This is a genomic window from Roseobacter sp. HKCCA2468 (assembly GCF_037805105.1).
Lineage (GTDB): Bacteria > Pseudomonadota > Alphaproteobacteria > Rhodobacterales > Rhodobacteraceae > M30B80.
This window is the reverse complement of sequence record NZ_JBBLYN010000002.1, coordinates 411,145-433,549: the sequence shown is the minus strand read 5'-3', so window position 1 is coordinate 433,549 and position 22,405 is coordinate 411,145. Positions and strand designations below refer to the sequence as shown.

At 56.6% G+C, this 22,405-nt stretch carries 26 protein-coding genes; 14 read left to right on the top strand and 12 right to left on the bottom strand.

The window, feature by feature from the left end; translation table 11 throughout:
• Window positions 1-182: 182 nt before the first annotated feature.
• Both dapF and mtaB read left to right on the top strand, forming a co-directional pair.
• Window positions 183-1,028 carry a diaminopimelate epimerase gene (gene dapF / locus AAC620_RS08585; RefSeq protein ID WP_340244270.1) on the top strand — a complete coding sequence of 282 codons (846 nt, stop codon included), beginning with the start codon at window positions 183-185 and terminating at the stop codon, window positions 1,026-1,028.
• Window positions 1,025-2,284: a tRNA (N(6)-L-threonylcarbamoyladenosine(37)-C(2))-methylthiotransferase MtaB gene (gene mtaB, locus AAC620_RS08580; protein WP_340244268.1), complete on the top strand. Its 1,260-nt coding sequence runs from the start codon at window positions 1,025-1,027 to the stop codon at window positions 2,282-2,284. Before dapF ends, mtaB begins: the two co-directional genes overlap by 4 nt.
• Here the strand turns inward: mtaB and AAC620_RS08575 are convergent.
• Window positions 2,281-2,841, bottom strand: a complete 561-nt coding sequence (locus tag AAC620_RS08575; RefSeq protein WP_340244266.1) for a TlpA disulfide reductase family protein — start codon at window positions 2,839-2,841, stop codon at window positions 2,281-2,283. The two genes, mtaB and AAC620_RS08575, sit on opposite strands and share 4 nt — an antisense overlap.
• A 41-nt stretch (window positions 2,842-2,882) precedes the next feature.
• On the opposite strand from AAC620_RS08575, the gene argH reads away from it, so the two are divergent.
• From argH to AAC620_RS08555, 4 genes are all read left to right on the top strand, one after another.
• Window positions 2,883-4,274: an argininosuccinate lyase gene (argH, locus tag AAC620_RS08570; RefSeq protein WP_340244264.1), complete on the top strand. Its 1,392-nt coding sequence runs from the start codon at window positions 2,883-2,885 to the stop codon at window positions 4,272-4,274.
• Window positions 4,274-4,399, top strand: a complete 126-nt coding sequence (locus tag AAC620_RS08565) for a hypothetical protein (protein WP_317656814.1) — start codon at window positions 4,274-4,276, stop codon at window positions 4,397-4,399. Before argH ends, AAC620_RS08565 begins: the two co-directional genes overlap by 1 nt.
• A gap of 157 nt (window positions 4,400-4,556) precedes the next feature.
• Window positions 4,557-5,027 (top strand): transcription elongation factor GreA, encoded by a 471-nt coding sequence (greA, locus tag AAC620_RS08560; RefSeq protein WP_317656815.1) that lies wholly within the window; start codon window positions 4,557-4,559, stop codon window positions 5,025-5,027.
• 113 nt (window positions 5,028-5,140) lie between these two features.
• Window positions 5,141-6,088, top strand: a complete 948-nt coding sequence (locus AAC620_RS08555) for a hypothetical protein (protein WP_340244262.1) — start codon at window positions 5,141-5,143, stop codon at window positions 6,086-6,088.
• Here AAC620_RS08555 and AAC620_RS08550 read toward each other — a convergent pair.
• Window positions 6,085-6,960, bottom strand: a complete 876-nt coding sequence (locus AAC620_RS08550) for a molybdopterin guanine dinucleotide synthesis (protein WP_340244261.1) — start codon at window positions 6,958-6,960, stop codon at window positions 6,085-6,087. The genes AAC620_RS08555 and AAC620_RS08550 overlap by 4 nt on opposite strands.
• On the bottom strand, window positions 6,957-7,601 hold the full coding sequence (mobA, locus tag AAC620_RS08545) for a molybdenum cofactor guanylyltransferase MobA (RefSeq protein ID WP_340244260.1): 645 nt from the start codon (window positions 7,599-7,601) through the stop codon (window positions 6,957-6,959). Before mobA ends, AAC620_RS08550 begins: the two co-directional genes overlap by 4 nt.
• Window positions 7,602-7,625: 24 nt before the next feature.
• Here mobA and AAC620_RS08540 point away from each other — a divergent pair, with 24 nt between their 5' ends.
• Entirely contained in the window at window positions 7,626-8,345 is a 720-nt protein-coding gene (locus tag AAC620_RS08540) for an AzlC family ABC transporter permease (RefSeq protein WP_340244258.1), read from the top strand.
• Window positions 8,342-8,674, top strand: a complete 333-nt coding sequence (locus tag AAC620_RS08535) for an AzlD domain-containing protein (RefSeq protein ID WP_340244256.1) — start codon at window positions 8,342-8,344, stop codon at window positions 8,672-8,674. Before AAC620_RS08540 ends, AAC620_RS08535 begins: the two co-directional genes overlap by 4 nt.
• Here the strand turns inward: AAC620_RS08535 and AAC620_RS08530 are convergent.
• Window positions 8,671-9,135 carry an Lrp/AsnC family transcriptional regulator gene (locus AAC620_RS08530; protein WP_340244255.1) on the bottom strand — a complete coding sequence of 155 codons (465 nt, stop codon included), beginning with the start codon at window positions 9,133-9,135 and terminating at the stop codon, window positions 8,671-8,673. The two genes, AAC620_RS08535 and AAC620_RS08530, sit on opposite strands and share 4 nt — an antisense overlap.
• 64 nt (window positions 9,136-9,199) lie before the next feature.
• A complete protein-coding gene (mscL, locus tag AAC620_RS08525; RefSeq protein ID WP_317656822.1) occupies window positions 9,200-9,625 on the bottom strand; it encodes a large conductance mechanosensitive channel protein MscL in 426 nt (141 codons plus the stop codon).
• A 241-nt stretch (window positions 9,626-9,866) separates the two neighbouring features.
• Between mscL and AAC620_RS08520 the strand changes: the two genes are divergently transcribed.
• Complete coding sequence (locus AAC620_RS08520) at window positions 9,867-10,331, top strand: DUF3429 domain-containing protein (RefSeq protein WP_340244252.1); 465 nt, start codon at window positions 9,867-9,869, stop codon at window positions 10,329-10,331.
• The gene (gene rnhA, locus AAC620_RS08515) at window positions 10,324-10,773 is read left to right on the top strand and encodes a ribonuclease HI (protein ID WP_340244250.1); all 450 of its coding nucleotides are present in this window, start codon (window positions 10,324-10,326) and stop codon (window positions 10,771-10,773) included. Before AAC620_RS08520 ends, rnhA begins: the two co-directional genes overlap by 8 nt.
• On the opposite strand, the gene fmt is transcribed toward rnhA, so the two are convergent.
• Together fmt and def are read right to left on the bottom strand one after the other, a co-directional pair.
• Window positions 10,774-11,691 (bottom strand): methionyl-tRNA formyltransferase, encoded by a 918-nt coding sequence (gene fmt, locus AAC620_RS08510; protein ID WP_340244248.1) that lies wholly within the window; start codon window positions 11,689-11,691, stop codon window positions 10,774-10,776.
• A 2-nt stretch (window positions 11,692-11,693) separates the two neighbouring features.
• Entirely contained in the window at window positions 11,694-12,218 is a 525-nt protein-coding gene (gene def / locus AAC620_RS08505) for a peptide deformylase (protein WP_317657294.1), read from the bottom strand.
• 239 nt (window positions 12,219-12,457) lie between these two features.
• On the opposite strand from def, the gene AAC620_RS08500 reads away from it, so the two are divergent.
• A complete protein-coding gene (locus AAC620_RS08500; protein WP_340244247.1) occupies window positions 12,458-13,627 on the top strand; it encodes a MalY/PatB family protein in 1,170 nt (389 codons plus the stop codon).
• Here AAC620_RS08500 and AAC620_RS08495 read toward each other — a convergent pair whose 3' ends face one another.
• Window positions 13,628-14,524 (bottom strand): DMT family transporter, encoded by an 897-nt coding sequence (locus AAC620_RS08495; protein WP_340244245.1) that lies wholly within the window; start codon window positions 14,522-14,524, stop codon window positions 13,628-13,630. It abuts the gene before it with no gap.
• 212 nt (window positions 14,525-14,736) lie between these two features.
• Here AAC620_RS08495 and AAC620_RS08490 point away from each other — a divergent pair, with 212 nt between their 5' ends.
• On the top strand, window positions 14,737-15,696 hold the full coding sequence (locus tag AAC620_RS08490; protein ID WP_340244244.1) for an L-malyl-CoA/beta-methylmalyl-CoA lyase: 960 nt from the start codon (window positions 14,737-14,739) through the stop codon (window positions 15,694-15,696).
• Window positions 15,697-15,798: 102 nt separating this feature from the next.
• Window positions 15,799-16,758, top strand: a complete 960-nt coding sequence (locus AAC620_RS08485) for an acetyl-CoA carboxylase carboxyltransferase subunit alpha (protein ID WP_340244243.1) — start codon at window positions 15,799-15,801, stop codon at window positions 16,756-16,758.
• On the opposite strand, the gene AAC620_RS08480 is transcribed toward AAC620_RS08485, so the two are convergent.
• Genes AAC620_RS08480 through AAC620_RS08470 form a run of 3 tightly spaced genes read right to left on the bottom strand, consistent with a single transcriptional unit; the run spans window position 16,755 to window position 19,044 of the window.
• Window positions 16,755-17,468: a lysophospholipid acyltransferase family protein gene (locus tag AAC620_RS08480; RefSeq protein WP_340244242.1), complete on the bottom strand. Its 714-nt coding sequence runs from the start codon at window positions 17,466-17,468 to the stop codon at window positions 16,755-16,757. The genes AAC620_RS08485 and AAC620_RS08480 overlap by 4 nt on opposite strands.
• On the bottom strand, window positions 17,465-18,349 hold the full coding sequence (locus AAC620_RS08475; protein ID WP_340244240.1) for a cell division protein FtsX: 885 nt from the start codon (window positions 18,347-18,349) through the stop codon (window positions 17,465-17,467). Before AAC620_RS08475 ends, AAC620_RS08480 begins: the two co-directional genes overlap by 4 nt.
• Window positions 18,350-18,363: 14 nt before the next feature.
• On the bottom strand, window positions 18,364-19,044 hold the full coding sequence (locus AAC620_RS08470; RefSeq protein ID WP_340244238.1) for a cell division ATP-binding protein FtsE: 681 nt from the start codon (window positions 19,042-19,044) through the stop codon (window positions 18,364-18,366).
• Between the two features lie 199 nt (window positions 19,045-19,243).
• Between AAC620_RS08470 and AAC620_RS08465 the strand changes: the two genes are divergently transcribed.
• Window positions 19,244-19,969: a zinc-ribbon domain-containing protein gene (locus AAC620_RS08465; RefSeq protein WP_340244237.1), complete on the top strand. Its 726-nt coding sequence runs from the start codon at window positions 19,244-19,246 to the stop codon at window positions 19,967-19,969.
• Here the strand turns inward: AAC620_RS08465 and AAC620_RS08460 are convergent.
• On the bottom strand, window positions 19,963-22,395 hold the full coding sequence (locus tag AAC620_RS08460) for a DUF4175 domain-containing protein (RefSeq protein WP_340244236.1): 2,433 nt from the start codon (window positions 22,393-22,395) through the stop codon (window positions 19,963-19,965). The two genes, AAC620_RS08465 and AAC620_RS08460, sit on opposite strands and share 7 nt — an antisense overlap.
• Window positions 22,396-22,405 lie beyond the last annotated feature (10 nt).

The following is a 22,405-nucleotide window of genomic DNA, read 5'->3' as shown; positions in this document are numbered from 1 at the left end:
GCGCATCGTTCACGGTTAGATAGCGTTGTGTGGTGGCTATGTTGCGATGTCCTGCAATAGCAGCCAGCACATGCACGCTAATGCCCGGAATGGATATGGTCATGCTGCGTTTGATCCACCGCTACTAATCCGCACAAAGATTCGAGTCCCATTCACCGCGCGCTTGCGCTATAGGCGCATCCATGTCTGAGCCGCAAACATATATCGGCCTGCCCTTCATGAAAATGCACGGGCTTGGCAATGATTTTGTCGTCATGGACGCGCGCAAGCGCGAGGTCACTGTGACGGCTGATTTGGCGCGCGCGCTTGCAGATCGTCATCGTGGGGTGGGGTTTGACCAATTGGCCTTGATCCAAAACGATCACGAGGCGGATTTAGCACTGACCTTTTACAATGCCGATGGGTCCCTCTCTGCAACCTGTGGCAATGCCACACGCTGCATCGCTGCCTATGAAATGGCAGCACAGGGCCTTAATCAGATCCGCCTGCGCACAGAACGCGGGATTCTGATTGCGCAGGATCGCGGCAACGGCCTGACCGCTGTGAATATGGGGGCCCCGCTGTTGGAGTGGCAGGATATCCCTTTAGCCACGGCGATGGACACGCTGCATCTGCCCCTAGACGGGGATCCTGTTGCGACAGGCATGGGTAACCCTCATTGCAGTTTCTTTGTGGACGATGCCGAAGCGGTGGATTTGGCTGCCCGCGGCCCCGAAGTGGAACATCATCCGCTGTTCCCTGCGCGCACCAATGTGCAATTCGCCTCACTCATCGGGCCAGATCATCTCAGGATGCGGGTCTGGGAACGGGGAACGGGCATCACGCTTGCCTCAGGATCATCCTCTTGCGCGGTGGCGGTTGCCGCGGCGCGGCGCGGCCTGACAGGTCGTGCGGTGAAACTGACCCTTGATGGCGGTGATATTTGGATTGAGTGGCGCGACGATGGCGTTTGGATGACAGGGCCAACGGCCCATGTGTTCACCGCTGAATTGACCGCAGATTTCATAAGTCGCCTACAAAACCCATGACAAAGCCACCTGAATTTCGAACGCTTGGGTGTCGGCTCAATGCCTATGAAACCGAAGCGATGACCGATATGGCCACCGCAGCGGGCCTCAGGGATGCGGTGATCATTAACACCTGCGCCGTAACGGCCGAGGCCGTGCGCAAAGCGCGCCAAGAAATCCGCAAGGTGAAGCGCGACAATCCAAGCGCGCGGATCGTGGTGACGGGCTGCGCCGCACAGACCGAGCCCGAAACCTTTGCCGCAATGGGCGAAGTTGACCTCATCATTGGCAATCGCGAAAAGATGGAACCTGCAACATGGGCCAAGCTCAGCGGCCCTGATTTCATCGGCCAAACCGAAAAGGTCATGGTGGATGACATCATGTCGGTGCGCGAAACAGCCGAGCATCTGATTGATGGCTTTGGCACCCGCGCGCGCGCCTATGTGCAGGTTCAAAATGGCTGTGATCATCGCTGCACCTTTTGCATCATCCCATTTGGGCGCGGTAATTCACGCTCCGTGCCTGCGGGTGTGGTGGTGGATCAAATCAAACGCTTGGTCGACCGCGGCTATGTGGAGGTGGTGCTCACGGGGGTTGATCTGACCTCATGGGGGGCGGATCTCCCGCAAGCCCCCCATTTGGGCGATTTGGTCATGCGTATCTTGAAACTTGTTCCTGATCTGGCGCGCCTGCGGATTTCCTCTATCGACTCCATCGAAGCTGATCCGATGTTGATGGAGGCCATCGCCAACGAACCCCGCCTGATGCCTCATCTGCATCTGAGCCTTCAACATGGCGATAATTTGATCCTCAAGCGTATGAAGCGCCGCCATGCGCGCGAGGATGCCATTACCTTTTGCGAGGAGGCGCGCCGCCTGCGGCCTGAAATCAAATTTGGCGCAGATATCATTGCAGGTTTCCCGACAGAAACCGAAACACATTTCGAAAATTCCCTCAAATTGGTTGAGGAGTGCGGGCTAACATGGCTCCATGTGTTTCCGTTCTCACCGCGCCAAGGCACGCCTGCGGCGCGGATGCCACAATTGCAAAGCGCCACAATCAAAGACCGCGCGGCACGACTGCGCGCCGCAGGGGATCGGGCGCTCGCCCGACATTTATCGGGCGAGATTGGTAAAACCCATCAGATTTTGATGGAAAATCCCCATCTTGGCCGCACCGAAGACTTCACTGAAGTCAGCCTCAATGTGGCGCAAGAAACGGGTCAGATCATCACCGCCACAATTTCAGACCATAAAGACGGGCGGCTTTTGGCCTAGCTTGCTTCTTCCAAAAGCGCCTCGAAAAAGGCAAATGCCTCGGGGCTGTCCCAATGGGCATCTCCCATCAGCCGCGCAATCTCGCGCCCTTCGGGATCAATCACCAGCGTAATCGGCAAGCCCATCACCGACATTTGGCGCGCGATCTGTTGGTTGATGTCACGATACATCGGCAGATGTTCTACGCCAATTTCCTCAAAAAATCTGCGGATCGCCTGCGGGGAATTGCGCCCCGTGGCGAGCGTGACCACTTCAAACTGATCTGAGCCAAACTGACGTTGCAATGCCTCTAGGCTTGGCATTTCTTCACGGCAGGGCGCGCACCACGTGGCCCAAAAATTGAGAACCACATATTTCCCGCGATAATCGCTCAATCGCCCCTCGACTTCATCCTCATCGACAAAAGGCAAATCCGACACAGGCACAGGTTCAGACGCAATCACAAGCCCGCGCATATCCCCATCACGGGGCAACTGCGAAAGATCTTGCGCAAAGGCGGCATTTGCACAGAAACCCAAGGCAATGTAGAGCAGGGCAATGATACGGCGCGGGAGCATCCTAGCGGCATCCTTTCTTTGATCGGCGGATAAAACAGAACATGGCACAGAAATCTTCAAACGCAATGTGGGGCGGTCGCTTCGCCGCAGGGCCAGATGCTTTGATGGAGGCGATTAACGCATCCATCGGCTTTGACCAAAGGCTCAGCGCGCAAGATGTCACTGGCTCACGCGCCCATGCTGCTATGCTCGCCGCCCAAGGCATCATCAGCAGTAAAGATGCCGAGACAATCAGGGAAGGCCTGCTCACGATCTTGTCAGAAATTGAGAGCGGCACATTCGAATTTTCCACCGCCCTTGAGGATATTCACATGAATATCGAAGCGCGGCTTAAAACCCTGATTGGTGAGCCTGCAGGGCGTCTTCATACGGCGCGGTCACGCAATGATCAGGTCGCGACCGATTTTCGCCTATGGGTGCGGGATCAAATGGATGCGGCCATTGAGGGGCTGCAGGCCTTGATCCGCGCGGCATTGGCGCAGGCCGAAGCGGGCGCTGATTGGGTGATGCCTGGCTTTACCCATCTTCAAACCGCGCAGCCCGTAACATGGGGGCATCACATGATGGCCTATGTCGAGATGTTCGCCCGCGATTTATCGCGTTTTCAAGATGCGCGCGCGCGGATGAATGAATGCCCGCTTGGTGCAGCCGCCCTTGCAGGCACATCTTTTCCAATTGACCGCCACATGACCGCAGAAGCCCTAGGTTTCGACCGGCCTATGGCGAATTCCTTGGATGCGGTTTCAGATCGCGATTTCGCCCTAGACTATCTCGGGGCGGCCTCCATTTGCGCGATGCATCTGTCGCGATTGGCTGAAGAATTGGTGATCTGGTCTTCGGCACAATTCCGTTTTGTGACCCTGTCGGATCGGTTTTCAACAGGCTCTTCCATCATGCCGCAAAAGAAAAACCCTGATGCGGCGGAATTGATCCGCGCCAAAATTGGACGGATCATGGGGGCGAATGTGGCCTTGATGACGGTCATGAAAGGTCTGCCCTTGGCCTATTCCAAGGATATGCAGGAGGACAAAGAGCAGGTCTTTGATGCTGCTGATAACCTCATGATCGCAATGGCCGCTATGGCGGGGATGCTTGGTGACATGAGCGCCAATAAAGACGCGCTAGAGCGCGCCGCCGCATCTGGCTTTTCAACCGCAACTGATCTCGCCGATTGGTTGGTGCGCGAATTGGGTCTGCCATTCCGTGAAGCGCATCATGTAACAGGTGCGCTTGTCAAAATGGCCGAGGATCGGGGCTGTGATTTACCTGATCTCAGCCTTGCAGCTATGCAAACAGTGCAATCCAACATCACTGCGGCCGTGTTTGATGTTTTGGGGGTTCACAACTCGGTTGCCTCGCGCCAATCCTATGGCGGCACCGCACCCGATCAGGTGCGCCTGCAAATTGCACGATGGAAAGAAAGGTTGGCGTGATGGGGCGCTCTTTTGCATCATGGATTAAACTGGGGCTATTGGCCCTGACTTTGGGTGGAACTTTGGCCGCCTGCGGCGCAGATGGCCCACCTGAGCCACCAAGCGAAAACGCGGTGACCTACTAAGCCTGCGTGGCGTTTGGGTCATTTTCTTGCGCCGCGTGTGGCGTTCTGCGTCTTGCCCGTTGAAACTAGGGCAAAGAGCCCCTAACGTCTGGGGTCAGACTGCTCATTTTAAGACGATTGACCATTCCAAGACCTAAGTTTGAGGCCCCGAGTTCCAATGGAAAAAATACCGATGACCCCGACAGGGTATAGCGCCCTTGATGCCGAGCTGAAGCATCTGCGTAGTGTTGAGCGCCCTTCTGTCATCAAGGCGATTGCAGAGGCGCGCGAGCATGGGGATTTGTCGGAAAATGCCGAATATCATTCGGCCCGCGAAAAACAGTCCTTCATCGAAGGTCGCATCAAGGAATTAGAGGGGATTTTGGGCCTTGCACAGGTCATCGACCCCAAGACCCTGTCTGGCCCGATTAAATTCGGCGCCACGGTTGTGTTGATTGATGAGGATACTGAGGAAGAAAAGACCTACCAGATTGTCGGCGAATCTGAGGCCGATATCGAAAAAGGTTTGCTCAATATCAAATCGCCCTTGGCCCGCGCTTTAATCGGTAAAGATGAAGGCGATAGCGTAGAGGTCAAAACGCCCGGTGGCAGCAAGGATTACGAGATCACGAAGGTGACCTACGTGTGATGATCCCCGCAGCATTGCCTCACCCCAGATTGACGCTTGCGCATCGCTTCACGCGGGACAAGCAGATTTGGCTAGGCCGTGCGGTTGGTTTTCTTCAATGCGCTGATGGCGCGATGTCCTTTGGACTGCGCGAAGGCATCGCGCTGGCCTTGGCCTTGCTTTGGATTGGGGCACTCAGCCTCACGGCGCTGGGCTTTGGCAGTGACACCCCGAATATGGCCGAGTTGCTGAGCGGGGTCATGGTCGCAGTTGGGGCAATCTTGCCGCTTGTTTTGTTATGGATTGTCCTAAGCCTCCTGCGCCTCACGCAAAGCCTGCGTCTTCAGGCCCAAGATCTGCGCCTAAGGCTCAACAATATTGAGGACGCGCTTCACGGCGGGGCTGTGCCTGCTGATTTGCGAGAGACACAAAACCGCATAGAGGCTTTGGCAGAGGCACAATTGGCCACCGATACCAAGCTCGCAAGTTTTACATCTTTGCGCCTGCAAGACCCTGACCTGCGGGCGGCTGTGCCCCTAAGCCCGCCCCCTGCCCCAGATCGGCCACAATCGGATTTATCGCTTATCGCAGCCGAGCCCGCCTTGAACCATCCGGTCACGCCCGCTGACTTTATTCGTGCGCTCCATTTCCCGAATAATGATCAGGACAAGGAGGGCTTTCGCGCCCTTCGCGCGGCCCTAGAAGACCCTGCAACCCGCCCTTTGATCCGTGCTGCACAAGATGTATTGACCCTGCTCTCGCAAGACGGGATTTTCATGGATGATCTCAATCCAGACCGCGCCCGCCCTGAGATTTGGCGCAAATTCGCGAAAGGCGAGCGGGGCCGCGCGATTGCATCGCTTGGCGGTATTCGAGATCGGTCTTCCATCGCGCTTTCCACTGGTCGGATGCGGCAAGACACAGCCTTCCGCGAAGCTGTTCATCAGTATTTGCGCGAATTTGATCGCGTTTTCTGTCAGTTCGAGCAGGCTGCAACCGATGAAGATATTGTCAAACTCAGTGCCACCCGCAGCGCACGGGCCTTTATGTTGCTTGGGCGTGTGACTGGGATTTTTGACTAAGGCTCCAAGGCCGCATGGATCGCAGAGCGCAACAGCGCCTCATGCCCCGCACCCAAAACACCGCCCTCCTCGGCATCACCATCGACAAGCATTTTTGCAAGATCATCAGGGGCCAAAGCGGCCAAACCCGCGGCAATCACCCGCACCTGCGCGGCATCTGGGATTTCGCCCGCCAAAGCATAATGTGCGATCTCTTTCGCCATCAACGATGGCCAACATTCTGCCAAAACAATAGGCCGCTCGATCCCGTCATAAGGCGCCACGGCAAGCGCCGACCCAAACCGCCCGCGCAAGGACTGCAATCTTGCGATCCCAAGGATCGCCTGAGATCCCACAGATCCCGTGGTATAAAGCTTCCAACCCGGCTGCATTTTGCCATAGGCCAATTCAACTTTGCGCCGTTCTGGCAGATGATGTCCTTGGCGTAGGTCGCGCGCGGGCAGATCAGGGCAGGCCTGTGTTTTGGGCACGCACCAAAAGGGGCCAACCCCAGGAAAACGGCGGTTAAGCGCGCGGGCCACATCGAACCGATTATTCGCGTTGTCTGGCCCATCCTTAACCATCTGTGCAAAAAGCGGCCAAACCGATAGCGCATCGGCCTTGCCTGTCAGATGCTGTGCAAAGCCCGCAGGGTAGGCGAAGGAAAAGTCAAAGGTCGCCAAGATGCGTTCATCCCGCAAAAGGGTGTCTGTCATCAGCTGCTCAAGCGCGGCCATCGCATCGGCGCGCGTGCGACAATAGCTCACCTGTGGCGTTGCACCATGCGCCGAATGGGCAATGAAAATCGCTTCCTTCGTGGGGGCTTTGGGGCTTGGGGTGGCCCGCGCCGACCAATCGACCACCACGATATGATCAAAGCGTCCCGCGCTCATAAGACCATCTCAGCGGCCTGTTCCAAATCAGCCTTTGTGTTGATGTTGAAAAACATCTGTTCATGTGCATCGAGAGGGGCGGAAACCCCGCCCAATCGCGCCATGACATCGCGCATTTTGCGGCCACCTCCGCGCAATTCCGCCGCCAATGGATCGGCCAAATCCACATCCCAAAGCGCAAATGTTGGATGTATGCCCCCGCTTTGATCCTCAGCAAAAACCAATGCGTCATGCCCTTGTGCGGCGCATAGTTTCGCCACGATATCGTTTGGAAAAAACGGGCTGTCCGAGGCAAAGCTCATCACCCGCTGCGCCCCATGCATCTTGGCCGCGCGCAAGGCCGCCAAAATGCCGCCAAGCGGCCCCATCGCGGCGAATGCGCCATCAGCAACCACATCAAGCCCAAGATCAGCATAAAGCGCGGGGTCGCCATTGGCGGAGAGGATCAAATGATCCACCTGCGGGCGCGCGCGCTCAATAACATGCGCATAGAGGCTTTGGCCCCGCAGCAGCAGCCGTCCCTTGTCATGCCCGCCCATGCGGCGCGCTTCCCCGCCTGCCAAGATCACGCCACAGATCATTGCTTTGCCCTTATCCATCCGCGCAGATTGCATCCTTCGCCCATCAAGGCTAGATCGCATGAGCAGAAACGACAATGGTGCAAGATGCGCAAAACCCCTTCAGAGCCGGCCTATCTCTCTGGGATCATTGGTGGATTGCCGTTCCTATTGGTGCTCCTGCCATTTGGTCTGTTATTTGGGGTTCTTGGCACAGAAGCGGGTCTGCCCCTGTCGCAAGTCATGGGATTTTCTTTCCTCGTCATTGCGGGTTCGGCCCAATTCACCGCGCTGCAGCTGATGACCGAAAACGCACCCGTCCTGGTGGTTTTGGCCTCTGCTTTGGCTGTTAATCTGCGCATGGCGATGTATTCAGCCTCGATCACCCCGCATTTAGGGGCCGCGCCTTTATGGCAGCGTGCTCTGTTATCCTACATGTTGGTCGACCAAACCTATGCAATGGCCATGCAAACCTATGAGGCACAGCCTGAACGCTCGGTCAGATGGAAAGTGGTCTATTTCTTCGGACTTGCGACCCCGATTTGCCCCCTGTGGTATGGCGCGACCTATGCAGGCGCAGTCTTAGGGGCAACCATACCACCTGAATTTGCACTCGATTTCGCAGTTCCGATCACCTTTCTTGCATTGGTGGCCCCAGCCTTGCGCACACTTGCGCATATCGCGGCGGCAATGACCTCGGTGGTTATGGCGGTCTTACTAAATTGGATGCCCTATAACCTTTGGTTGATGGTCGCAGGGATCACCGCCATGATCGTTGGCGCAGAGGTGGAACGGCGCATGAGCCTTGCAAAGGCGAAGCTGACATGAGCGCCTATTCCGAAATCACGGTCTGGCTGATCATCGCTGCGCTTGGCTGCGGCACTTATCTTGTGCGGCTGTCTTTTTTGGGGATTTTGGGCAACCGCGATCTGCCAGAATGGGTCTTGCGCCATTTGCGCTATACGCCCGTGGCGATCCTGCCCGCATTGATCACGCCCTTGGTGCTATGGCCGCAAGCCACAGGTGGCGCGCTAGATGCCCCCCGATTGAGTGCGGCAATCGTGGCCTTGAGCGTGGGGGTCTGGCGCAAAAATGCCATCGCAGCTGTCTTTGCAGGCATGGCCACGCTATACGGCGTGGGTTATTTCCTCGGCTAAATCGGCAAGGCAGTTGTTGAAAATACGTTTTTCAGAGCAAAGCTGGATTGCATCTTCGATACCCCCGGCAAACGGGCCAGATATTCGCGATGCACGCGGGCGAAATCTTCGCTGTCGCGTGCCACCACCTTTAGAAGATAATCCGCGCTGCCTGCCATAAGATGGCATTCCAACACATCTGGCACCCGCTTCACAGCCTGCTCGAAGGCTTGCAAAACCTCGTCCGCCTGTCCTGACAGGCTAATTTCCACAAAGACGGTTGTCATCCGACCAATCGCGCGGTGATCCACCAAGGCGACATAATCTCGGATAATCCCCTCCTGCTCCAAGCGCGTGATCCGCCGATGACAGGACGAGGCGGACAAATTCACTTGTTCGGATAGCTCCGCATTGGTGATGCGGCCGTTCTTTTGCAAAACTTCCAGGATTTTGCGATCCGTGATGTCCAACTCAAAACCCATATCATCTCTCGCTAAAACGGCTTGCGCCCCGCCATGGTGACGGGGACGCATGTTTTATTCATGCTTACTTCTTGGCCAGAGCATCACGGATTTCAATCAGAATGTCCAATTCGCTTGGGCCTGCGGGGGCTGAAGCGGCTTCTTCCTTCTCTGCTTCTGTCATCGATTTGATGCGGTTGACCAAACGCACCAGCATGAAAACCACAAAAGCTACGATCAAGAAATTGATGACCGCCATCACAAATTTCCCAATCGCAAAAACAGGCGCGCCTGCTTCGAGCGCCACGGCAAGCGAGGCATAGTCATTTCCGTCTAAGGCGTAAAACCAACCCGAAAAATCAATCCCGCCCGTAAAGATAGCGATCAATGGATTGATCAAGTCGCCCACGAGTGACGTTACAATCGCGGTAAAGGCTGCCCCGATGATAATCCCCACAGCCATATCCATAACATTGCCACGGGCAATGAAGCTTTTGAATTCTGCAAACATATCTTTCCCCTTCTTGGGCGCAGAGCGCCCTCTCCGTTTTTGAACCCATCATGCCGCCGCATAAGCGTACGGCAGATAGGGTCAGATTAGAGACAGCGGTGCCGATGGAACAATGGGGTTTGTGCATAGTTTCAAAGAATTCCAAAAGCTGCGCGATGCCCGCCACTGGCAATCGAATGCTCAGCCATAGATGGCCCAAATGCGCTTGCGCGCTGCGCAAAGATGCGGGACAAGCTGAGATATGAGCAGCAGGGATCACATACCAAAGGCGGCATTATATTTAGGCTTGGCGGGGGTTTTGCCCTTTGCCTACGCCGCGCTGTGCTTGATCGTCCCCTCCGCCGCTCCCCTTGGCGACTGGCTTTTGCCGAATTTCGCACCCGATATACTGCTGCGCAATTATGGGATCGTGATCCTGTGTTTTATGGCAGGGGTCATATGGGGCTTTGCTGTGCATGCGCCATCACCGCAGATGATGGGATATGGCCTTGCGGCATCCACGATCCCCGCATTGGTGGCGTTTTTCCTTGGATTTGGCCCAACCCATCAGGCTTTGCCAATCCTGATCATGGGCTTCTTGGCGCTTTTGCCCCTTGATGCATGGGCGATGCGTGCGGGCCTTGCACCGAACTGGTGGCTCCGATTGCGCGGGCTTTTGAGCAGCCTTGTCATTTTGTGCCTAACACTGGGCGTCCTCTATGCCTGAGCTGTTCGCCTATACGGATGGGGCCTGTTCAGGCAACCCTGGCCCTGGTGGATGGGGCGCGCTGCTGCAAGCCAAGACTGGCGATGCCGTTGTCAAAGAACGCGAGCTCAAAGGCGGTGAAGCAGACACCACCAATAATCGAATGGAGCTTTTGGCCGCGATCAACGCACTTGAGGCGCTGGAGCGTCCAAGCACGATCACTGTGGTGACAGACAGCGCCTATGTCAAAGGCGGCATCACCGAATGGCTGCGCAGTTGGAAGCGCAATAATTGGCGCACCGCCACAAAAAAGCCTGTCAAAAACGAAGACCTTTGGCGGCGTTTGGATGAGGCGGCAGCGCGCCATCAGGTAACGTGGACATGGGTCAAGGGCCATGCAGGCCATCCCGAAAACGAACGCGCCGATGCCTTGGCCCGTGCGGGCATGGCCCCTTTCAAATAATCACAAGCCCAAAATTGTCCCTGTGGGCAGATTTGTGCCACGCAAGAAATCGGCAGCAGCCATGCGCGGCTTGCCCTCGGGTTGCAGTTCGGTGATTTCAATCGCGCCCGTGCCGCACGCGATTGTCAGGCCATCAATGACCGACCCTGCTGCAGCCCCATCGGGCCGCGCCTGCGCCCTTCGGCAGGCAAGGAATTTCAACCGCCGCCCCGAATGCGTTGTCCATGCACCAGGAAAGGGTGAAAGGCCGCGAATTTGGCGGTCAATCTCTGCGGCATCATTCGACCAGTCTATAGCAGCCTCGGCCTTGTCGATCTTTTCGGCATAGGTCACGCCTTCTTGCGGCTGCGGAACAGGGGTGAGACTGTCAAACTCGGCAAGCGCGGCAACAATCGCCTCAGCACCAAGCTGCGAAAGACGATCATGCAGCGCGGCCGTGGTATCCTCCGCGCCGATTGACAGGGTGCGGGTCAATAAAACTGGCCCCGTATCAAGCCCCGCTTCCATTTGCATAATGGAAATGCCTGTCTCATCATCCCCCGCCATAATCGCACGATGAATAGGGGCCGCGCCACGCCAACGCGGCAAAAGCGAAGCATGGATATTCACACAGCCCAAGCGCGGCGCATCAAGCACCGCCTGAGGCAAGATCAAACCATAAGCCACAACCACGGCAATATCGGCAGCCCATGCCGTGAATTCGGCCTGTGCCTCGGCATTGCGCAAGGTTTCAGGATGGCGCACTGGCAGGTGCAGATCTTCGGCCAAGGCCTGAACAGGGGTCGCGCGGGGTTTCTTGCCGCGCCCTGCGGGACGGGGGGGCTGACAATAGACCGCAGCAATCTCATGCCCCGCCGCAATCAAGGCGCGCAAAGGCGCACAAGAAAATTCGGGCGAGCCCATGAAAACAATGCGCAAAGCTACACCTTATCGCGCGCGATATCGCGCTTGAGCTTTTGCATCTTTCGGGTGATCAATTGCCGCTTCAAGGGCTTGAGATAATCGATAAAGAGAACCCCATCGAGGTGGTCAATCTCATGCTGCACGCAAGTGGCCCATAGTCCCGTAAATGTCTCGCGCTGCAAAACGCCATCGCGATCCAACCATTCCACTGTCACATCGCGCGGACGCTCCACATCAGCATAAACATCTGGGATCGACAAACAGCCTTCCTCGTGGATGTTTTTTTCATCCGAGGATTCCACGATCTTCGGGTTGAACATCGCGGTCGGGCGGGGTGTTGCCCCTTCCTCCTTGACGCAATCCATCACGATCACGCGCTGATCAATCCCAATTTGTGGCGCAGCCAGACCAATACCGGGCGCGTGATACATCGTCTTGAGCATATCATCTGCAAGAGCGCGCAACTCATCCGAGAGGTCGGGCACATCTTGTGCGACCTTTTTCAGACGAGGATCAGGATGGATTAATATTGGGTAAATCATGGCCTGTGCCATAAGCGAATTCTGCGACCCGCGCAACCAGCGCGACTGGGATTTGCGCAGGACAGGCGCGCCTGATAGGCTCATGTGAGAAATCTGGTAAAAAACAGAACGAATATTCTAATTATACGGAAATTATAAAGACGTTGTTCTAATAAATTTTATTGATTTGGAACATATGTCCATTTATATGATGTATCAAAGAACGCACTGCACATGCCGCCATAGAATGGATAACACCGATGAACTTTGACGAAATCATCAATCGCCAAAACACCCATTCAATGAAATGGGATATGATGTCGTCAATTTATGGGATTGGCCCAGACGATGGGTTGTCCATGTGGGTGGCAGATATGGATTTCCGCCCCCCTCAATCTGTGCAAGCCGCGCTGCAAAACATGCTCGATCATGGCATTTACGGCTATTACGGCGATGAACGCGCCTATCGCGCCGCCATTGGATGGTGGATGGCAAACCGCCACGGTTGGGAGATTGAGCCCGACTGGATCTTCACCACCCATGGTCTGGTGAACGGAACGGCCCTTTGCGTGGACACCTATACGCAAGAGGGGGAGGGCGTGGTTCTAATGACGCCCGTCTATCATGCCTTTGCCCGCGTGATCCGCGCTGCCAATCGTCAGGTGGTCGAATGCCCCCTTGCACTGATTGAAGGCAAATATCACCTCGACATCCCCGCATGGGATGCGGCGATGACAGGGCGCGAAAAAATGTTGATCCTCTGCTCCCCCCATAATCCAGGCGGCAGGGTTTGGACTGTTGAAGAATTGCAGGCAATTGCCGATTTCGCGCGGAGACATGATCTGATCTTGGTTTCAGATGAAATCCACCATGACCTGATCATGCCCAGCCATACCCATACGCCAATGGCGAAAATTAACGGGATCATGGATCGTTTGGTGATGATGACCGCGACCACCAAAACCTTTAACATTGCGGGTGGCCATTCGGGCAATGTGATCATCCCTGACGCGGAGCTGCGCAAACGCTTTGCCGCGCGCATGGGTGCATTGGGGATTTCGGCCAATTCCTTTGGCCTCGCAATGGCCGAGGCGGCCTATAGCCCCGAAGGTGCAGAATGGGTCGATGCACTTTGCGCCTATCTCGCAAAAAACGCAGAAACATTTGATGCAGGCATCGCCAAAATTCCAGGCCTAAAGCCAATGAAATTAGAGGCGACCTATTTGTCATGGGTCGACTTTTCGGGAACTGGCATGAGCCATGAAGAATCCATAGCCCGTGTGGAAGGGGACGCGCGGATCGCCACCAATTACGGGTCAAGCTTCGGCTTGGGTGGCGCGCCATTCCTGCGATTTAATCTCGCCATGCCCCATGCGCAGATCGAAGAGGCGGTTGCGCGGATGCAAAAGGCTTTTGCTGATTTGCAATAGTCACGCAGCGCGGGCCGCACGCCCCCGCGCAAAGCGCATGTGCAGCAAATATGTTGCCAGTGAGGCGACCACAATCGCACCGCCCACCATCATCAAAGGGGTCGGTGCCTCGCCCACGCCAACCCAGACAAGGATCGGGCCAAGCACGGTTTCTAACAGCATCAAAAGGCTGACATTGGCCGATGCCGTATATCGGTTTGCCAGCGTAAGCAGGAAAAAACTGGCAGGCAAAATCACCGCGCCTGTCACCAAAATCAAAAATACATCAAAGCTGCTTGCCCCGCTTGGCACGCCAAAGGCCCACCCCACCATGCCCGACACAAAAGCCCCAAGGCCCATACCGAGTAAAATCGGCAATTGATGGTGTTTGCGGATCAGAACAAAGGTCATGGCCAGAAACCCACCCATAGACAGGCCCATCAAGCCGCCCCAAAGCGTGGCTAAATCAAAGGGCAGGCCTGCATCGGATTTGCCGAATATCGCCAGAGCAATCCCGAAAAGAACCGCCGCAATCGTCAACCATGTGGCGCGGGTCGTAGGCTCGCCCAACATCAAATGAGACAACACCGCCGAGAAAATCGGGACGGTTGCAACGCCCATCAATACCACAGTGACGGGGGCCACCGCGATGGCCACGCTGAAAAGCGCCCCATTCAGCGCCTGACACAAAACCAACAAAGCGCCTGCGCCCGTGGCAAGGGCTGACACTTCAACAAGATGCCGCCCACGCGCGGCGATAAACCATGCCGCAATCAGCACCAAACCCATCGCCGTGCCGCGCCAGCCCAACATCTCGAACCCACCCATACCAGACAAGCGCATTAGCAACGTATCAGGCGAGATGATCAACGCGCCCGTCAGTGCAAGCAATAAGCCATATGCAGGATGCTGTTTCATAGGTGGCTCCGCAAAATCTTTACTTCGCCGCTATAGGCCTGATCGGGGTCAGCGGCAACGGCACGGGTGTAAACGGGGTATAATTTCCAGAAAATTCTATTTTGCCGCAGTGCAGCACTTGCGAAACTCCGCGTAATATCATACCCAAAGATCAGCAAAAAACGAAACTTCCTTGCGCGACCCTAGCGCATCATCCGCCGAAGGAACATCTGATGAGCTTCCGCCTCCAGCCCCAACCTGTGGCCCGCCCAAACCGTTGTCAGCTTTTCGGGCCTGGCTCGAATGTGAAACTTTTTGAGAAAATGGCGGCCTCAGCAGCGGATGTCATCAACTTGGATCTCGAAGATTCCGTTGCCCCCAGTGACAAAGAAGCGGCCCGTGCGAATGTGATCGAGGCCATCGGTGCAATTGATTGGGGCAAAAAGACCCTCAGCGTGCGGATCAACGGGCTTGATACGCCCTATTGGTATCGGGATGTGGTTGATCTGCTGGAAAACGCGTCTGACCGTCTGGATCAGATCATGATCCCGAAGGTGGGAAATGCCGCTGATATTTACGCGGTTGATGCGCTGGTTTCAGCGATTGAAGCCGCCAAAGGCCGCCAAAAGCGGATCAATTTCGAGGTCATTATCGAATCTGCGGCAGGCATTGCTCATGTCGAAGAAATCGCCGCCGCATCGCCCCGCCTTGTCGCCATGAGCCTAGGGGCTGCGGATTTCGCGGCCTCAATGGGCATGCAGACCACGGGCATCGGCGGCACGCAGGAAAATTATTATATGCTGCACGATGGGGCGCGGCATTATTCTGATCCATGGCATTGGGCACAGACCGCGATTGTCGCCGCCTGCCGCACCCATGGCGTCTTGCCCGTAGATGGGCCATTTGGCGATTTCTCGGATGATGAAGGCTATCGCGCACAGGCCCGCCGCTCGGCCACTTTGGGTATGGTTGGGAAATGGGCCATCCATCCCAAGCAAATCGCGCTCGCCAATGAGGTGTTCACCCCATCCGAGGCCGCGGTGGCCGAAGCGCAGGAAATTCTGGCCGCTATGGAAGACGCTAAGCGCAGCGGCGCAGGGGCGACTGTCTATAAGGGCCGCTTGGTCGATATCGCCTCGATCAAACAGGCTGAGGTGATTGTCAAACAAGCACAGATGATTGCTCAAGGCTAATCAAGCGCGCTTGTTCGTTGCATCTTTGGTCAGGCTTAGCCATATAGGCATAAGCCAGTAACGACCCATGCCGCAGATGCGGCCATGCCCTGCGGAGGTGTGATGAACTATCTCGATTTCGAAAAACCCTTGGCCGAGATTGAAGGCAAGGCAGAAGAGTTGCGCGCAATGGCGCGTGGCAATTCTGAAATGGATGTCGAGGCAGAGGCAAAAGCGCTGGATAAAAAGGCGCAAGATATCCTGAAGGATCTCTATAAAAACCTCACCCCTTGGCGCAAATGCCAAGTTGCGCGTCACCCCGACAGGCCACATTGCCGCGATTACATCAACGCGCTTTTCACCGAATACACCCCGCTTGCCGGGGATCGGAACTTTGCCGATGACCACGCCGTGATGGGGGGGATTGCACGATTCAATGACCGCCCCGTTGTGGTGATTGGTCACGAAAAGGGCAATGACACCAAATCACGCATTGAACATAACTTTGGCATGGCGCGGCCCGAAGGCTATCGCAAAGCCGTGCGTTTGATGGATATGGCTGATCGATTTGGCCTGCCTGTTGTCACCTTGGTCGACACCCCTGGCGCCTATCCTGGAAAAGGGGCTGAGGAACGCGGCCAATCTGAGGCCATTGCGCGGTCAACGCAGAAATGCCTCGAAATTGGTGTGCCTTTGATCAGCGTGATTATTGGCGAAGGCGGATCGGGCGGCGCCGTGGCCTTTGCCACCGCAGATCACCTCGCCATGTTGGAACATTCGATTTACTCGGTCATCAGCCCCGAGGGCTGCGCATCAATCCTCTGGAAAGACGCCGAACGGATGCGCGAAGCCGCAGAGGCCTTGCGCCTAACTGCACAGGATTTGCAAAAATTGGGCGTCTGCGACCGCATCATCCCCGAACCAATGGGCGGCGCGCAGCGCGACAAAGCGGCAACCATCGCGGCAGTTGGTGAGGCCATCGAGGCGATGCTTGCCGCAACAAAGGGCATGGATCGCAAAAAGCTGATTGCTGCACGGCGCAAGAAATATCTTGATTTGGGCTCGAAGGGCTTGGCGGCTTAAAGCCCCGTTTCGTCCATCAGCGCATCTGAGGCGGCCTCGATCTCGCGTTCGAGATGCGCCATCACCTGCTGCACATCTTGCCCTGCGGGGATCGGTGGCAAAAACTCAACCACCGCAAGACCCGATTTGCGCGCAATACCGATGCGGGGCCAGAACAGGCCGACATTGGTGGCCGCAGGCACACATGGCATTTTTGTGCGTTCAACCAATACGCCCACCCCAACCTTATAGGGCTTACTGACACGTGGGGCCACACGGGTGCCTTGTGGGAATATGATCAACTGCCCCTCATCGCCCATGCCCGCCAGCACACCATCGACCATAGCTTGAATGGCCTGCCCCCGCTTGCCGCGGTCAACCGCAACGCAGCCAAGCCGCGCTGCATACCAGCCCAAAAAAGGCGCGTTTTTGAGGGATTTCTTCATGATGAATCGCGGGCGCGGAAGCACCGAGGTAAGGATGATAATATCAAAAAAACTTTGATGCTTTGAGGCCACAATCACCTCACCCTGAGGCACATCTCCCCGCACCTCTGAGCGCAGACCAACCAAGAGGGCCGCCGCCCACCGCACATAGCGCGCATAAAACCGCACGCCTGCCACAGCGCCTTGGCGCGAGACAATCGCCCATGGGGCGAAGGCCAGCGCGACAAACGGGATCATCAGATACATCTGACCAACAAAGATCAGGGATCTTACCCACTGGATCATGGCATGCCTCGCAAAGTTCGGAAGGCCGCAGCCTTGGTCGCCTGGAAAGACACAAAAGCGATCATCACGGGAATAATCAAGGGCAAGAGCCACTCAAGACCCGAAAAGCTCAGACCCACCATAAAGCTTTGCGCACTTGCTTGATTTGGAAAAACCAACAGCGCGCCTATCCCAAGCGCGGCACCGCATCCACCCCCAATCAAACTGCGCAAGGCAAATCTTCGCACGAAAGCCCCCGCGATATAGGCATCACGGGCACCAACCAGTCGCAAGACGCGGATCACCTGCACATTGGCCGCAAGCGCGGCTTGCGCCGCCAAACTGACCATTGCAACCGTTGCGGCAAAGATCAAAGACAGCGCCAAATACCCCATCATGCGCAACCGCCCCGCCGCCGAGATCAACGCCCTGCGCCATGTATCGTGATTATCCAAAACAGCATTAGGCGCCTCAGCTTCCAAACGCAGGCGCAAGCCCTCGACATCATAGCCTTCTGCCGTTTCCGTCACATCTATGATCCGTGGCAAAGGTAGAAATTCAAGGGGCATATCGCTGCCAAACCATGGGGCAAGCAGATCGCGTTGTTCGTCCAAGGATAAAGCTCGCGCAGAGGCGACACCGGGCGTTTGCGCAAGGGCCGCAAGCACTGCATCAACCTGCGCGTCCATCTCTGCCAAAGGGGCAGCCACGCGAATGGTGCTGCTGCGCGCTAAATCCTCAGACCATCGCGCCGCAACGCGCCCCGCCGCCAAGGATAGGGCCAAAGCAAATACGGCCAAAAAGGCCATCGCTGCAGATGCAAAAATCGTAAGGCGTGCCGCCGTGCCTGTGGAGGGCACCACCCGATCCGAGGCTGGATCACCAAAGAGAACAGCCAGCATATTCAGGAGGAAGCTCACAAATCTGCCCCCGCCAATTGCAGCTTACCGCCCACAATCCGCAACACCCGCGCCGCCACATGTTTCTTTGCCGCGCGGATAAAGGCGAGATCATGTGTCGCCACCAGAACCGCTTTGCCGAGGCGGTTCAACTCCACCAACAAGCGCAACTGCCGCATCGCCATTTCCCAATCGACATTGCCCGTTGGCTCATCCGCCAAGATCACATCAGGGTCCATGATAATCGCCCGCGCCAATGCCGCGCGCTGCCGTTCCCCGCCCGATAGTTCGGGGGGCAACGCGGCAGAGCGGTGACGCAGATCAACCCAATTCACCAATTGCGTGAGATTGCGCCGCTCCGCCTCGGATATGTCACGCCCCGCCACATAAAGCGGCAACGCGATATTTTGTGCGACATCCAAATGATCCAAGAAATGGCAATCTTGATGCACAACACCGATCCTTTGACGCGCAAGCGCCAGATCATCGCGGGCCATTGTGGCACTGTCATGCCCCATCAAACGAACCTGCCCAGAAAGCGGGCGTAATTCGCCATAACACAATTTGAGAAAGGTGGTCTTGCCTGCCCCAGAGGGGCCTGTCAGAAAATGGAACGAGCCTTTGGCCAAGCGCAAAGACATTTGCGACAGAACCATATCGGATCCATAGCCATAAGACACATCTTGTAATTCGATCACGAATTTCCCCAAAGCACAGCCAGCACCTTCCTTTGATGCCCGATGCTGTGTTCTGTTGCAATCGCACTGCAACAAATACTTGCGCATCACGGCCTTGGATTGCCCATGCAGCATTGCTAAATGGGGAAGAATACCGCCATATAGAGGCGTTACGCGGCCCCCGTGCAAAGATTGAACTCAAAGGGATTATACCACCCATATGCGCCTGACTTGTCCAAATTGCGGCGCGCGTTACGAGATTGATGACGCGCTAATCCCTGCTGAAGGGCGGGATGTGCAATGTTCCAATTGTTCAACAAATTGGTTCCAGTCTGGTGCGGTTGCGGTTGACCCGTTGAGCGCAGCACCTGCAAGCCCTGAACCTGCAAGCCCCGCGCCAGAGGCCCCACGCCGTGAGCTTGACCCAAGCTTGCGGGCACTCCTGCGCGAAGAGGCGGAGCGCGAAGAACGCCTGCGCCGCGAAGAAGCCGAAGGTTTGGAGCGGCAAGATGAAATGGCGCTGCAAGACCCTGCGCCGACCAATGCCGCCGCGCCAGAGCCGCGAACTCCAGAACCGCAAACCAAAGATCGCGCAACGCTGTTGCCAGATATTGAGGAAATCAACGCCTCGCTTCAGCCGCAAAAGGCTGCGCCACGCCCCGCGCCGAAACAGCAAAGCGCAAGCCAAGCAACGGCACCTGACGCCGCACGCCGCAAGGGTCGCAATGCAGGTCTATTGCTGAGCTTGGGATTGGGCATGATTGCAATAGGCGTTTACAGCAATGCCGCCCAGTTGGGCGAAGCTGTGCCCACCGCCGCGCCTTATCTAACCCAATATGCCAATGGTGTAGAGGCACTGCGCGACCAAATCCTAGACTGGCTGCGCGAAACTTTGCCTGCGCTTGAGGCACAGATTACAGCCTTGATCGCCTCTTTCACTCAGTAAGGCTCAATCAAACGTCTGAGATAATCACGCTCTTGGTCTGGGCGCGTGGTTTCACCAGAACGGCGGCGCAGTTCCTCAAGCAATTCCTCTGCACGCCGCGCGGCCTCTTGGCGGGACAATGGCCCGCCTGCCACACCTGCCCCTTCGCCCCCCGTGGCGCGACCAAGCGGGTCGGTCAATGGGCGCGCAGATCCTTGCTGCTGTCCACCTTGCTGCGCCTCACCCATCTGTGGCGCATCATCCTCGCGGGGGGTGCCACCCTCTTCGGCAAAGGCGCGCCCCAACTGGTCCATACCCTCGCGCAATGCATCCATAGCGTCCGCCTGACGATCCAAAGCACCCGCCATATCGCCCTCTTCCAAAGCGCGCGCCGCATCACGCATCGCGCGTTCTGCCTCGTCTAAACGATCCCGCGCCGCTTGGCCTTCTTCACGTCCTTGGCCCGGCAAGTTTTCTGCCTGCTCACGCAAGCTGTCGCGCAATGCCTCTTGGCGATCGGCAAGGGATTGTTCCCCATCTTGGTCAGAAGGCTCGCCCTGACCAAAACTATCTTGGAAAGACCGAAAACTATCATCCGCCAAACCCTGCTGTTCACGCAACGTGTCGCGCAGATCTTCCATCGCGCGTTCGCCCGCGGAACCCTGCCCCTGCCCTTGGGTCACTTCCATATTTTCAAGCATTTTTGACAAGGCATCTAGCATCGCCTGCGCCTCGGCCATGCGCCCTTGCTCCATCAACTCCTGAATTTGATCCATCATCTGGGACAGATCATTCATCGACAACTCCATCCCCTCTTGTCCCTGATCGGGGCTGTCTGTGGGGGCGTCACTGGGTTCGGCAGATTGCGCCAATTCACGGATGTAATCATCCATGGCACGCTGTAAATCTTCCATCAGCTGAGCGATTTCTTCGTCACTGGCCCCGCGCCGCATCGCCTCGGATAGGCGTTCTTGCGCTTGGCGAAGGGCCGCCAACGCATCATCTAAATCAATCTCCTCGAGATCTACCGCCACCTGCCAGAGGATTTCCGCCAATTCATCACGGATTTCACGAGCCAAGGGCGCAGGGGCCGCCTCTATGCGGCGGATGACACTGCGCAGGGGCAAATAGGTTGCCTCATCCTCCAAATAGGTCTGCGGCGCATAGGTGATGGCGCGCAAAACCTGCGCCACGCGCGGCGCATTTTCAACCGACCACAAAAGGTCACGGCGCTGTTCAATGAGGCTCGCCGCGAGCGGGTCAAAAAACCTTCGGGATGGCAAACGTGCCACCTGCAAGGTCGCGCGACCCGTTTGGCCCAAATCATCTTCGACTGTGACCGTGAGGGTCACGGGTAAGTTCGCCAAAACGGATTTGGAGAGGTCTTCGATCAAGGTTTCCGAAAAAGCCGCCCGATCCCCGGAAAACGGCATCGGCAAATCAAAAACCAAATCATCGCGGGGTTCAGGCGGAACGTTCAGCCCGTAGCGCCGCGTCACAGCTTCTAGATCAAGCGATAGGGTGGCCACCCCGCCTAGAACCGCAAAATCATCTTCCGCGCGATAGGCAATCGCCGTTTGATCCGGTGCCTCAAGCTGCGGCACCCCTAATATCGTGACGCTTGGGGACGCATCAGGGGTCACGATAAACCGCCATGCTGCGTCACCAATCGCGACATCCCCTGATTGCGAGATGATCAGATCATCGGCTAAAGCACCTGCCTGATCGCCGAAGCTATGGGTGACCTCCATCGCATCTGCGCTGTCATATATGCGCAAAATCAGACGCGTGCCCGTGACAACTTCAATCGCGCTTGCATCCGCATGTGGTAAATCCTGCAGGTAAAGCGTGGGCAGCCCTGTGTAACGCGGCGGCTCAACCCATGCTTCCCAACTGGGGCCTGCAGCAATCTGTGATCTTTGAGACGGTTGCACCTCACGCGCGGCGTTGCCAAAAATCAGCGCCATCGCCAAAGCGGTCAGCGCAATTAAGCGCAGCGCATAAGGATCACGGCGGGCCAAGTGTGGAGCGGGTTTAATCGCCTCAAGCCCCGCAAGATCACGCTGCATCCGCGCCAAATGCGCCTGCCACAGGGCCGCAGTGCGGATTTGACCACGGCCAACCGATATTTCATCCAAATATGCGCTAATCGGGCGATGAGGGTGGCTGTGGTCTAGCCGTGCAAGGGCTGCATCACGGCGGGGCCATTGAAATGCGGCAACCCCGCGCCACAGCGTTGTGACAAGGAAGCCCGCCAAAACAATCCAAATCGCAGGGTGCAAAAGAGCCGCCCCCGCGAAAACCCAAACCGCATAGGACAGCGCAACAAGAGACAAAAACGGCCAAAAGGCACCCAAGCCGCGCTCCCAGATCATGGCGGCCCATGTCAGGCGCAGGGGCCAGCGGATCTGCTGCATCACCTGTGCGGTTTTGTCGATCTTGTTCATCAGCCCCATC